This is a genomic window from Nocardioides sp. (genome assembly GCF_035576065.1).
Taxonomy (GTDB): domain Bacteria; phylum Actinomycetota; class Actinomycetes; order Propionibacteriales; family Nocardioidaceae; genus Nocardioides.
In genome coordinates, this window is the sequence record NZ_DATLWX010000039.1 from 93,747 (window position 1) to 106,278 (window position 12,532).

Consider the following 12,532-nt stretch of genomic DNA (forward strand, 5'->3'; position numbering starts at 1 on the left):
GATCCACCACGATGACACGGCGCGGCACCCGACGGAGCGGTTTCCACAGACCTGCGCTGTGATCCAGAGGCGGAGCCGTCAGTGCGTACGCCGCAGCAGCGCACCTGCGTGCGCCGGCAGGTCCAGCCGACCGGCAGCCAGGGACGCTCCGGACGGCGTCGCGAAGAGGACGTCGTGCTCGCCGGCCATCTCGACGGACGCGTCGAACTCGTCGAAGTTGACGACGACCGTGGTCGCCCCGCGCCGCATCACCAGGGTGCGGGCGCGCTCGTCCACGTCCACCCCCACCCGACGGAGGTCCGGATCAGTCAGGTCCGGCAACTCACGCCGCAGCGTCGCAAGCTTGCGGTAGACCTCGAGGAGCACGGCGTGCCGGCCGGATTCGACCTCGTCCCAGTCGAGCTTGGAACGCTCGTAGGTCGTCGGGTCCTGAGGGTCGGGGACGACGGCGGGGTCCCAGCCCATCCGCTCGAACTCCTCGAGCCTCCCCTCGGCGGTCGCCGTGCCGAGCTCGGGCTCGGGGTGCGAGGTGAAGAACGCGAACGGGGTCGAGGCCGCCCACTCCTCACCCTGGAACAGCATCGGGGTGAACGGTGAGGCCAGGGTGAGCAGCGCTGCACAGGACAGCTGGTCGTCGTCGAGAGCCTCGGTGATCCGGTCGCCGCGGGCGCGGTTGCCGATCTGGTCGTGGTTCTGGCTGGCGACCACAAGGCGCCACGCGGGCATCCGGTCCACGTCGAACGGCACGCCGTGCGGCCGGTTGCGGAAGGAGCTGAAGGTGCCGTCGTGGAAGAACCCGCGGGTCAGCACCTTGCCGAGCGCGGTGAGCGGCTCGAAGTCGGCGTAGTAGCCCGCCGTCTCGCCGGTCAGTGCGACGTGAACGGCGTGGTGGAAGTCGTCGCTCCACTGGGCGTCGAGTCCGTAGCCGCCGCCCTCGCGAGGGGTCACGAGCAGCGGGTCGTTGAGGTCCGACTCGGCGATCAGGGTGAGGGGGCGCCGTTGGTGTGCCGACAGGGCGGCCACTTCCCTCGCCATCTCCTCGAGGAGGTGGATCGGCGAGTCGTCGGAGAGCGCGTGCACGGCGTCGAGTCGCAGCCCGTCGACGTGCATGTCGGTGAACCACATGCGCACGCTGTCGAGGATGAAGCGACGCACCTCGTGGCTGCCCTCGCCGTCGAGGTTGACCAGGTCGCCCCAGGTGTTGGCACCGGCCTTGAGGTAGGGCCCGAACATCGGCAGGTAGTTGCCCGACGGTCCGAGGTGGTTGTGCACGACGTCCTGGATCACGCCGATCCCGGCCGCGTGGCAGCCGTCCACGAAGCGCTGGTAGGCCGCGGGACCGCCATACCCCTCATGGACTGCTGACCACAGGACGCCGTCGTAGCCCCAGTTGTGGGTCCCGTTGAAGGCGTTGACGGGGAGGAGCTCGACGAAGTCGACGCCGATCGACTTCAGGTGGTCGAGCCTGGTCAGCGCGGCGTCGAAGGTGCCCTCGGGGGTGAAGGTGCCGACGTGCAGCTCGTAGATGACCGAACCGGCGAGCTGGCGTCCGGTCCACGCCGTGTCGGTCCAGTCGTGCGCGCCGGCGTCAAAGGTCCGGGAGAGCCCGTGGACGCCGTCGGGTTGCCGCCGCGACCGGGGGTCGGGGACTGCCCGGTCGGCGTCGTCGATGAGGTAGCCGTAGTCGACCTCTCCCTCCGGGACCGCCTCGGTGGGTGTCCACCAGTCGTCGGCGCGACGTCGCATCGCGATCCGCTGGCCGCCGACCTGGAGGGCCATCGAGCGCGCGCGGGGGGCCCACACGTCGAAGCGGTCGTGCGCAGTCGGGAGCGGCGCGGCGCCTCGGATCAACAGTGCGACGGGATGCCCGTTCAGCACCTCGGACAGCGCAGCGTCACGGGAGAAGGTGCGCCCGGAGACAGCGTCAGTCCACTCCCCGGCCGGCAGGGCGAGGCTGGTGTCGCCCCAGCCGCCACGAGCGGCCAGCCCGATCGGGAGCCGCGTTGCGACGGTGATCGCGCCGCCGCGGTCGAAGGCCAGGACGTGCCCAGCTGCTTCGCCGTCGGCCGCCACGGGCGAGTAGGACGCGAAGAGCTCCGGGTGCTCGCGGCGCGCGCGCAGACCAGCGCGCGTGACGAGCAGCTTGGCCGCGCCGGAGTCATCGACGCCGCCGTCGAGCCCCGGCCGCTCACCCTTCTCGACCGAGGCCAGCATCGAGGCGCGTACGTCGAAGTCGACCGGTCGCCGGTTGTCGGGATCCACGAGGCTCTGCTCCCACAGCTCACTGCCTTGGTAGACGTCCGGCACCCCCGGCATGGTGATCGCGACGAGCTTGGCTGCCAGCGAGTTGCTCCAGCCTGCGTCGGCGACCGCTGCGAGGACCTCGTCGAGCACCGCACGGACGTCCGGCCGGTCGAGGGCGGCGTCGACGCACCTGTGCACCGCGGCTTCGTAGTCCTGGTCAGGGGCAGTCCACGTGGTGCGGTCACCGGCCTCGCGCATCGCCTTCTCGGCATACCCGTGCAAGCGCTCGCGGAGGTTGCGGTCGAGACCTCGGGCAGGCCACGCACCGAGGATCGCCTGCCACAGGAGGTTGCCGAAACCGGGGTCGGGGAGGGGGACGAGAGCCAGCAACCGGTCGAGGGCGTGCTCCCACACGTCGGGGACCTCGGCCAGGGCGGTGATCCGCGCGCGCACGTCCTCACCGCGCTTGGTGTCATGCGTCGACAGGGCCGTCATGGCGTGCGGCCAGTCCCGCTGGCGGGCTGCCATGGCCTCGTGCCACTCCTCGGCAGTGACCGAGAAGATCGACGGGTCGGCCCCGACCTCGTTGAGCGAGGTCAGCCGCGACCAGCGGTAGAAGGAGCAGTCCTCGACCCCCTTCGCCATCACCATGCCGGAGGTCTGCTGGAAGCGCAGCGCCGGCGGTTGCTCGGGATCGGAGAGGACCGGGAGCAGCGCGTCGAGGGTGCCGTCGAGGTCGGGACGGAGCCGGCGCGCGAGCTCGAACGCCTCGTCCAGGTGCTCGCGACCGCCGGGCAGGTAGGAACGGTAGACCGGGAAGCAGGCCAGGAGCTCGGCAATCGCGTCTTCGGCGTCTGCTGGTGCGTCGGCCACCCCCGAACGACTCAGCGCCACCCGCAGCTCGCGCCCGATGCGCAGCACCTCGGAGCGCAGGATCCCGTCTGCCACCGCCCGCTTGTTGTCGTGGACCATCGAGGGCCAGTCGACCGGCCCGCCGCGCAGTCGCTCGTCCAGCGCGCCGAGGGCCATGGCAGCCGCGGGGTCGGTGAGCACCCGGTCGATCAGCGCCATGGCGTCATAGCCGGTGGTGCCTTCCGTCGCCCACTCCGAGGGGAGCTCCTCGCCGGGCTCGACGATCTTCTCGACGAGGACGTAGGCGTCGCCGGTCAGCTGGGCCAGGTCGCGGAGGTATCCCTCGGGGTCGCACAGGCCGTCAGGGTGGTCGACCCGGAGCCCGTCGACCAGTCCCTCGGTGAACCAGCGTCCGATCTCGTCGTGGGAGCGGGCGAACCACTCCCGCTCCTCGACCCGGATCGCGGCGAGCGTGTTGACGGCGAAGAAGCGGCGGTAGTTGAGGCCGGCGTCAGCCAGCCGCCACGACACCAGCTCGTAGTGCTGACGCGCGTGGACCTGCTGGGCATCCAGGCCGAGACCAGCGCTGCCGGGGGCGAGCGGGAAGACGTGGTCGTGGTAGCGCAGCTGGCCCGCCTCGACGCGGAGGTTGTCGATCGTGCCGTCGTCCGCGAGGTCGTCGTCGCCGACCACCGGGATGCGCAGCCGGCCGCCGCCTGCAGGCCAGTCGATGTCGAACGCGTCGGCATACTCCGAGTCCTGGCCGTGCGTGAGGACCGACCACCACCAGGCGTTGGCGCTGGCCGTGGCGACGCCGACGTGGTTGGGCACGATGTCGACGAGCACGCCCATCCCGAGCCGATGCGCTTCGGCCGAGACCGCCGACAGGCCCGACACCCCACCACGCGCCGCGTCGATCCGGCCGTGGTCGGTCACGTCGTAGCCGTGGTTGCTGTCCGCCTCCGCTGCGAGCAGCGGCGAGAGGTAGACCCAGTCCACGCCCAGATCGTGCAGGTACGGCAGCACCCGGGCTGCCGCATGCAGGTCGAAGTCCTTGTTGATCTGGAGCCGGTAAGTGCTGACGGGCGTGCGCATCGTGGGGTCTCCCGAGGGATCAGTCTTGGTCGGTCGGCTTGTCGTCGCGGTGCCGTTGGTCCGCTGCCGGTGTGCTGTCGAGGTTGCCGGCGTCGGCGAGCGAGGCGAGCGACGCCGCGACGGAGTGGTCGGGCTCCAGCTCGGGCTCGGCGTGCTCGCGCAGCACCACGAGGCTGTGCGTCGTCAGTGACAGGGTCGCACCGGCGTCGAGGGTCACCATCGTGTCGGCGGTCCCACCGGTGTCGATGACCACGTCCCACGCCGCGGCGTATTCGTCGGGTGGCAGGGTCACGTCAGCTGGGCCGTCGGCGTTGAAGTAGAGCAGGAAGTGGTCGTCGGTGATGGTGCCGCCGCGGGCGTCCTTGCCGGCGATGCCGTCGCCGTTGAGATACATGCCGATGGCCTTCGATCCGTCCCAGTCGCCGTCCTCCATCGGCTGGCCGTCGAGCGCCAGCCAGACGATGTCGTTGAGACGGGTGCCGTCACCGGTGCGCACCGTGCGGCCGGTGAAGAACCGCTTGCGGTGGAAGGTGGGGTGGCTGGCGCGGAGCTTGGCCACCGCGGCCGTGAACTCGATCAGCGGCTTGTCGGCCCGGTCCCAGTGCATCCAGGCGATCTCGGAGTCCTGGGCGTAGGTGTTGTTGTTGCCGTTCTGGGTGCGGCTCATCTCGTCGCCGTGCAGCAGCATCGGCACGCCCTGGCTCAGCAGGAGCGTGGCCAGGAAGTTGCGCTGCTCGCGGGCCCGGGCCTCGAGGATCTCCGGGTCGTCGGTGAGACCCTCGACGCCGTGGTTCCAGGAGCGGTTGTGGCTCTCGCCGTCGTTGTTGTCCTCGCCGTTGGCGTCGTTGTGCTTCTCGTTGTAGGACACGAGGTCGCGCAGCGTGAAGCCGTCGTGCGCAGTGACGAAGTTGATGCTGGCGAAGGGCCGCCGACCGGAGTGCTCGTAGAGGTCGGAGGAGCCGGAGAGCCTCGAGGCGAACTCGCCGAGCGAGGGCTCACCGCGCCAGAAGTCGCGGACGGTGTCGCGGTAGGCACCGTTCCACTCGGTCCACTGCGGCGGGAAGTTGCCGACCTGGTAGCCGCCGGGGCCGATGTCCCAGGGCTCGGCGATGAGCTTCACCTGGCTCACGACCGGGTCCTGCTGCACGAGCTCGAAGAACGTCGCGAGCCGGTCCACGTCGTAGAACTCGCGGGCGAGGGCGGCCGCGAGGTCGAAGCGGAAGCCGTCGACGTGCATCTCGGTCACCCAGTAGCGCAGCGAGTCCATGATCAGCTGCAGCGAGTGGGGATGGCGCACGTTGAGGGTGTTTCCGGTGCCCGTGTAGTCCATGTAGTGCTGCTGGTCGGCCTCGACCAGGCGGTAGTAGGCCGGGTTGTCGATGCCCTTGAAGCTCAGCGTGGGACCGAGGTGGTTGCCCTCGGCGGTGTGGTTGTAGACCACGTCGAGGATGACCTCGATGCCGGCGGCGTGCATCGCCTTGACCATGGCCTTGAACTCCTGCACCTGCTGGCCGTGCTCGCGGTTGGCGGCGTAGTCGGCGTGCGGCGCGAAGAAGCCGAGGGTGTTGTAGCCCCAGTAGTTGCGCAGACCCTGGTCGAGCAGGGTCGAGTCCTGGACGAACTGGTGCACTGGCATCAGCTCGATCGCAGTCACACCGAGCTTGCACAGGTGGTCGGTGACCGCCGGGTGCGCGAGGCCGGCGTAGGTCCCGCGCTCCTCCTCGGGAATGTCGGGGTGCAGCTGGGTCAGGCCCTTGACATGAGCCTCGTAGATGAAGGACTCGTTGTAGGGGATGTTGAGGCGGCGGTCGCCCTCCCAGTCGAAGAAGGGCGTGATGACGACGCTCTTCTGCATGTGCCGGGCCGAGTCCTCGTCGTTCCTCGAGTCGGGGTCACCGAAGGTGTAGCCGAACAACGCCTGGTCCCACTCGATCTCGCCGCTGGTCGCCTTGGCGTAGGGATCCATGAGCAGCTTGTTGGGATTGCAGCGCAGTCCCTGCGCCGGGTCCCACGGCCCGTGCACGCGATAGCCGTAGCGCTGGCCCGGCTGGACCGTCGGCAGGTAGGCGTGCCAGACGTAGGCGTCGACCTCACTGAGCTCGAGTCGGGTCTCGGTGCCGTCCTCGTCGAAGAGGCAGAGCTCGACACGCTCCGCGATCTCGCTGAAGAGAGCGAAGTTGGTGCCGCTGCCGTCGAAGGTGGCGCCGAGGGGGTAGGACTGTCCTGGCCAGATCTGCAAGAGGTCTCCTTGATTTTGGATCGTTCAAAGCCTAACGGCTCCCGCTCCGCGCACGCCATCCTCGCCCGCGGCGGGGCACCCTTGCGGGTAGCCCTCGTCACATCTGCACGACATCCGGCGACGCAGAAGGTGACTCGCCAGTAACATCGAGACATGAGCCGTGAGATCTACGACGAGGACCACGAGGCCTTCCGGGCCTCCGTCAAGGAGTTCCTGGACCGCGAGGTCGTCCCGCACCTGGACGACTACGCCGCGTCACACGGGCTCGCCCGGGAGTTCTGGCTCGCAGCCGGCAAGCAGGGATACCTCGGCCTGGAGGTTCCCGAAACGTACGGCGGCCAGATCGAGGAAGGGGCGGGTGACTACCGCTTCAACGCCGTGCTCACCGAGGAGCTCTCGAAGATCAACATGACCCTGCCCAGTTGTGTCGGCATCCACGCCGACATCGTCGCGCCCTACCTCGTGCACCTCACCACCGAGGAGCAGAAGCAGCGCTGGCTGCCGCGCTTCTGCTCGGGCGAGCTTCTCACCGCGATCGGCATGACCGAGCCCGGCGGCGGCTCCGACCTCGCCAACCTGAAGACGACCGCGGTCCGCGACGGGGACGACTGGATCATCAACGGCTCCAAGACCTTCATCACCAACGGCGGCAGCGCCGACCTGGTCGTCGTAGCGGCGCGCACCAGCCCGGAGAAGAAGGCCAAGGGCATCTCGCTCTTCGGTGTCGACACCACCCTGCCGGGCTTCTCGGTGGGACGGGTGCTCGACAAGGTCGGCCAGGACGAGTCCGACACCGCGGAGCTCGCCTTCGAGGACGTCCGGGTCAGCAACGACGACCTGATCGGTCCCCTGGACACCGGCTTCATCTCGATGATGCAGTTCCTGCCGCAGGAGCGCCTCGGCTCGGCGATCACCAACCTGGCCCACGCGGCGCAGATCCTCGAGGAAACCATCCAGTACGCCAAGGACCGCAAGGCCTTCGGACAGCCGATCGGGAGCTTCCAGCACAACGCGTTTTTGATGGCTGAGCTGGTCACGCAGGTCGAGGTCACCCAGGCCTACGTCGACCAGTGCGTCCTGAAGCACACGCGCGGCCAGCTCACCGCCGTCGACGCTGCCAAGGCGAAGTGGTGGACCTCCCAGATGCAGAACGACGTGCTCGACCACTGTGTCCAGCTCCACGGCGGCTACGGCTACATGAACGAATACCGTGTCGCCCGAGCCTGGCGTGACGCTCGCGTGTCGAAGATCTGGGCCGGGTCCAACGAGATCATGAAGATGCTGATCGGGCGCGACCTCGGATTCTAGGCGCCGGGGTCCCGAGGGCGCGGACCAGCCGGCAGGGTCACGGTGAACGTGCTGCCCCCGCCGAGCTCCGAGTCCACGTCGACCCGACCCTCGTGTCGACCCACGATGCGAGCCACGATCGCCAGGCCCAGACCGGTGCCGGGGCGCTGGCGAGCCACCGGGTCGAGGGATCGGAAGAAGTCGTCGAACAGGTGCGACCGATCGCGCCTCGACACCCCGAGCCCGTGGTCGCTGCACCTGAAGACGACCTGGTCCACCTCGCGCCTCAGCGTCAGGTCGACCACGCCGTGACGGTGCGAGTACTTCACCGCGTTGCCGACGAGGTTGGCAAGCATCTCGCGCAGCTCCTCGGGGTCACCGTGGACGATGACGTCATCCTCCGCCGCGCTGCGGATGGTCACCTTGTGCTCGGTGGCCCGGACGGTTGCGTCTGCAACGACCGCAGCGAGCACGTCACTCAGGTCGACCGGCACGCGCTCCAGAGGTGTCTCGGGGTCGCCGATGCGGTTGACCAGCAAGAGGTCGCGGACCACGGTGTCGAGGCGGGAGGCGCTTCGCGTGAGCGCCTGGAGGGAGGGTGAGGCCGACGCGGGCACGCCGGGGAGCTGCTCGAGGAGCTCCACGTGGCCGGCGATGACCCCGATGGGGTTCTTGAGCTCGTCGGCGACGGTGGCGATGAGCTGACGGCGGTAGTCGTCGAGCTGCTGCAGCTCGCCGATGAGCTGCTGCTCCCGCTCGTGCGCCCGGGTGCTGAGGAGCGCCCGGCCGAGGTCGTGACCGACGCCCAGCGCCGAAAGGCTCTCGTTCTCGGTCCAGCGGTCGCGGGCGTCGCGCACGATGACGAGCATCCCCATCGCCTCATGGCCGGCGCCGACCGGCACCAGGATCAGCTCCTTGGCCGACGCGTCGCGGAGATAGTGGCCCAGGGCGACCCGGTGGTGGCGATGGAGCTCGTCGTCGCCCCACACATGGTCGGGTTCGACGACGATCACGGTGCGTGACACCCAGGCGCGCCGGGTGGCCGCTTCGAGTCCGGAGAGCAACTCGGCACTCAGCCTTCCGGACTGCGCATCGCCGGCGGGGTCGTCATAGAGGTGGACCAGCGCCGCCGAGGCGCGGAACCCCGCCACCAACCGCGGCTTGACGACCTCGAGGAACTCATGGTGGCCGAGGCGACCCGACGCGGCCCGGACGATCTCCCGGGCGGTCTCGTCCAGCCTCGCGTAGCGGGTCAGCTCCTCGCGGTCGACCGCCGTGATCACCGCTTGGAGCAGCAGCTCGAGGTCCGCCGCGATCTGTGCCAAGCCCTCGGGAGACGGTCGGATCCCGTCCACCGGCTCGTCGAGGTGGAAGAAGGCGCGGGTCCTGCCGGTGCTGTCGGTGAGGTGGGCCATGAACATGTCCAGGGACCGCCACCGCCAGGGGTCATCGGTCTGGGGAAGGTCAGGGACGTAGCCGTAGCCGCGGACCTCCTCCTGCAGGTCGGGGGCCATGTCCTCCTCCCGGAGGAAGACGAACTTGCCGTAGGCCGTCCCCTCGCGAAGGACCCGTCGCGCCAAGGCGAGCGAAAAGCTCCCGCCCGCTGTCGGATCACCGTGCGGGCCGCCCGAGAACGCCACGGCCTCCAGGAAACCGTCCGGACGCAGCACGTCGAGCGAGGCGACCTTGAACCCTGCTCGCAGGCGCGCGTCGAAGCAGATGCGCCCCAGCTCGGCGCCCGCCTCCGGCCCTCCCCAGCTGCTGTTGCGGACGTGCTGGGGCAACGGCGTGAGCCATTGATCCCCGTCCATGACCCTCCAGGATCCGTAGTTGAGAACACAGTGCCAAGGATTGGGTGGTTCTGGACGTGAATCGCGGGAAATTTACCCGTAGGGATGGACTCGTCGCCCGCATGTTCCTGGGGTCGATCAGTGGCACGTCACGCTGGCACTCATCCAGAGCTGGCCGTTCTGGGTAAACGGTCCGGGGTGCTCATCGCGGACGATACGGCGCCGGAACTCGGGGCCCAGACCTCTCAAGGAGACAACCATGCAGCGACTCAGCATCGCCCCGATCAGCATCGTCCTTTCCGTGTTCGCCCTCTCCGCCTGTGGGGCTGGCGTGGTGGCGGAGAAGGACGTCGAGAAGGGCGTCAGCGAGCAGCTGACCGAGAGCGTCGGCCAGGCGCCCGACGACATCGACTGCCCAGGCGACCTCGAGGCAGAAGTCGGCACGACCATGCGATGCACTCTCACCGCCGGCCCCGACGAGCTCGGACTGACGGTCACCGTCACCGAGGTCGATGGCAGCGACATCAATGACGAGGTCGAAGTCGACCAGGAGTGACACGATCGGCTCCATGCATCGAGCCTTCGTCGCCGCAATCCCGCCCACCGACGTCGTTGAGCACCTCGAGGAGTTCCTGTCCGTACGCCGCGACGCAGCGGCGTACCGCTGGACCCTCCCTGACCAGTGGCACGTCACCCTTGCCTTCGCCACCGACCTGCCCGACCGCTCACTCGATGACGCCGTCGAGCACATCGCGAGGACGGCTGCCAAGCAACCCGAGCTGACTCTGGGCTTCGTCGGAGGCGGTGCTTTCCCGCATCCTGACCGGGCCAAGGTGTTGTACGCCGACGTGGCGGGCGGCGACACCGATCGCAGTGACCTCGAACAGCTCGCCACCACCGCTCGCGCGGCGTTGAACAAGGCCGGCGCAAAGGTCGACGGTCAGCGATTCCGACCGCACGTCACGCTGGCGCGGCTGGGCCAGCCGGAGAACGTCACGAGATGGATCAGGGTTCTCGACGCCTACACCGGGCCGTCGTGGACGGTCACCGAGCTCGCGCTCGTGGAGTCGCACCTGGGCGAGGGGCCAGGACGGCGACCGCGCTACGAGGTGCGCGAGACCTTCCCACTCGGTTCGTAGGCGTCCCCGCCCTCCCCAGCCGAGCCTCACCTTCCTTGCGAGGACGACCCCGGCGAGGAACGCTGGGGCCATGAGCGAGGGCAGCGAGCGATGAAGATGGGCACCGACACGGAGCCCCGGCACTGGCACGACCAGCTGGACGCGGCGAGCGGCAACCGTCTCAACGCGCTGCGGGCCGCCGTCCTGGGCGCCAACGACGGCATCGTGTCCACCGCCGGCATCGTGATGGGTGTCGCTGGTGCCACCAGCGACCGCTCCGCACTGTTGATCGCCGGCGTGGCCGGGCTCGTGGCGGGCGCGATGAGCATGGGCACCGGCGAATACGTCTCGGTGAGCACGCAGCGCGACTCCGAGCGATCGATCCTGCGGTTCGAGGCCGCGGAGCTGGCGGCGATGCCCGAGACCGAGCAGCGCGAGCTCGCGCGCATGTATGAGGAGAAGGGCCTCGACGCCGACCTGGCCGCCCAGGTGGCGGCTCAGCTCACCCAGCGCGACGCGCTGGCCGCGCACGCCGACATCGAGTTCGGCATCGACCCCGACGAGCTGACCAACCCGTGGCACGCGGCGTGGGCGTCGATGATCTCCTTCACCCTCGGCGCGCTGCTGCCACTCCTCTGCGTCCTCCTCGTTCCGGCGAGCGCCCGCGTCGTCGTCACGGTCCTTGCCGTCGCCGTGGCCCTGGCCCTCACCGGGCTCATCAGCGCCCGGCTGAGCCTCAGCCCGCGCCTTCGCGCGATCGCACGCAACGTGGTCGGCGGCATGCTGGCCATGGGCGTGACGTTCGCTATCGGCTCGCTCGTCGGATCACTCGTCGGCGGGATCGCCTGACGGGGTCTACGGCTCCGCTCGGGCGGGTGCACGCCCCGTCGACGCGCGCAGCACCAGCTCAGGCTTGAACAGGTAGTCGTGGCTCGGCAGTGGCTGGCCAGCGATCGCCGAGCACAGGGCGTCGACCGCCTGCATCGCCATGTCTCCGACCGGTTGCCGCATGGTCGTGAGCGGCGGATCCAGGAACGGCAGCAGGCGGGAGTCGTCGAAGCCGACGATCGAGACGTCGCCGGGCACCGAGAGCCCCGCGTCGCGGACGGCGCGGATCGCGCCCAACGCCATCATGTCCGAGCCGCAGACGATGGCGGTCGCGCCGCGTTCGATCAGGACCCGCGCGGCGGCGGCACCACCCTCCACCGTGAAGAGTCCCTCGGCGATCCATCCGCGCGCCTCGCCCTCGGAGAGCTCCAGCTCGTCGCGCAGCGCCTCGACGAAACCCTCCCGCTTGTTGTGCGACGGCACGAAGCGCGCCGGTCCGATCGCCAGCCCGATGGTGTGATGGCCCAGCTCTGCAAGGTGCGACACCGCGATGCCCACGGCGGCCCGGTCGTCGGTGGAGAAGAACGGGGCGGCCAGGCCTTCGACGTACCCGTTGATGAACACGACCGGCATGCGCCGCGCGATCAGCGCACGGTAGCGGTCGTAGTCCGCGCCGCGGTCGGCGTGCTTGCCGGAGACGAACACGATGCCGGCGACGCCGTGGTCGAGCAGTGACTCGACGTATTCGTCCTCGGAGATGCCGCCCGGCGACTGGGTGCACAGGACCGGGGTGAACCGGCGGCGGGCGAGCCCGTCCTCGATGACCTGGGCGAACGCGGGGAAGATCGGGTTCTCCAGCTCGGGGACGACGAGCCCGACCAGCCCCGCACTGCGCCGCCGCAGCTCACGGGGTCGCTCATAGCCGAGCACGTCGAGGGCGAAGACGACCGACTGTCGGGTGGTGTCGCTGACCCCGGGCTTCGAGTTGAGCACGCGAGACACCGTCGCCTCGCTGACACCTGCCTCGGCAGCGATCTCGGCAAGGGTGGGCATGGGTCCATGTAAGCCGGTTTGCAGAG

The 12,532-nt window shown here is 69.4% G+C and carries 8 protein-coding genes; 4 read left to right on the forward strand and 4 right to left on the reverse strand.

The features are described from left to right. Positions 1–78: 78 nt before the first annotated feature. The gene (gene treY, locus VNJ48_RS16745) at positions 79–4,191 is read right to left on the reverse strand and encodes a malto-oligosyltrehalose synthase (RefSeq protein WP_325604143.1); all 4,113 of its coding nucleotides are present in this window, start codon (positions 4,189–4,191) and stop codon (positions 79–81) included. 19 nt (positions 4,192–4,210) lie between these two features. Continuing rightward, entirely contained in the window at positions 4,211–6,430 is a 2,220-nt protein-coding gene (glgX, locus tag VNJ48_RS16750) for a glycogen debranching protein GlgX (RefSeq protein ID WP_325604145.1), read from the reverse strand. A gap of 153 nt (positions 6,431–6,583) precedes the next feature. Between glgX and VNJ48_RS16755 the strand changes: the two genes are divergently transcribed. Next, positions 6,584–7,738: an acyl-CoA dehydrogenase family protein gene (locus VNJ48_RS16755; RefSeq protein WP_325604147.1), complete on the forward strand. Its 1,155-nt coding sequence runs from the start codon at positions 6,584–6,586 to the stop codon at positions 7,736–7,738. Here VNJ48_RS16755 and VNJ48_RS16760 read toward each other — a convergent pair. Continuing rightward, entirely contained in the window at positions 7,735–9,528 is a 1,794-nt protein-coding gene (locus tag VNJ48_RS16760; RefSeq protein ID WP_325604150.1) for a HAMP domain-containing sensor histidine kinase, read from the reverse strand. The genes VNJ48_RS16755 and VNJ48_RS16760 overlap by 4 nt on opposite strands. 238 nt (positions 9,529–9,766) lie before the next feature. Here VNJ48_RS16760 and VNJ48_RS16765 point away from each other — a divergent pair, with 238 nt between their 5' ends. The 3 genes from VNJ48_RS16765 (at position 9,767) to VNJ48_RS16775 (ending at position 11,474) form a co-directional block, all read left to right on the forward strand. After that, positions 9,767–10,063 (forward strand): DUF4333 domain-containing protein, encoded by a 297-nt coding sequence (locus VNJ48_RS16765; RefSeq protein ID WP_325604152.1) that lies wholly within the window; start codon positions 9,767–9,769, stop codon positions 10,061–10,063. A gap of 13 nt (positions 10,064–10,076) precedes the next feature. Beyond that, positions 10,077–10,646, forward strand: a complete 570-nt coding sequence (gene thpR, locus VNJ48_RS16770) for an RNA 2',3'-cyclic phosphodiesterase (RefSeq protein WP_325604154.1) — start codon at positions 10,077–10,079, stop codon at positions 10,644–10,646. Positions 10,647–10,736: 90 nt separating this feature from the next. Further along, positions 10,737–11,474: a VIT1/CCC1 transporter family protein gene (locus VNJ48_RS16775; RefSeq protein WP_414689963.1), complete on the forward strand. Its 738-nt coding sequence runs from the start codon at positions 10,737–10,739 to the stop codon at positions 11,472–11,474. 6 nt (positions 11,475–11,480) lie between these two features. Here VNJ48_RS16775 and VNJ48_RS16780 read toward each other — a convergent pair whose 3' ends face one another. Continuing rightward, positions 11,481–12,506 (reverse strand): LacI family DNA-binding transcriptional regulator, encoded by a 1,026-nt coding sequence (locus VNJ48_RS16780; RefSeq protein ID WP_325604156.1) that lies wholly within the window; start codon positions 12,504–12,506, stop codon positions 11,481–11,483. Positions 12,507–12,532 lie beyond the last annotated feature (26 nt).

Bases quoted from the DNA above. Each gene is read 5' to 3' on its own strand.
- thpR (WP_325604154.1), top strand. From the start codon at position 10,077: ATGCATCGAGCCTTCGTCGCCGCAATCCCGCCCACCGACGTCGTTGAG.
- VNJ48_RS16765 (WP_325604152.1), top strand. From the start codon at position 9,767: ATGCAGCGACTCAGCATCGCCCCGATCAGCATCGTCCTTTCCGTGTTC.
- VNJ48_RS16755 (WP_325604147.1), top strand. From the start codon at position 6,584: ATGAGCCGTGAGATCTACGACGAGGACCACGAGGCCTTCCGGGCCTCC.
- VNJ48_RS16760 (WP_325604150.1), bottom strand. From the start codon at position 9,528: ATGGACGGGGATCAATGGCTCACGCCGTTGCCCCAGCACGTCCGCAAC.
- VNJ48_RS16775 (WP_414689963.1), top strand. From the start codon at position 10,737: ATGAAGATGGGCACCGACACGGAGCCCCGGCACTGGCACGACCAGCTG.
- VNJ48_RS16780 (WP_325604156.1), bottom strand. From the start codon at position 12,506: ATGCCCACCCTTGCCGAGATCGCTGCCGAGGCAGGTGTCAGCGAGGCG.
- treY (WP_325604143.1), bottom strand. From the start codon at position 4,191: ATGCGCACGCCCGTCAGCACTTACCGGCTCCAGATCAACAAGGACTTC.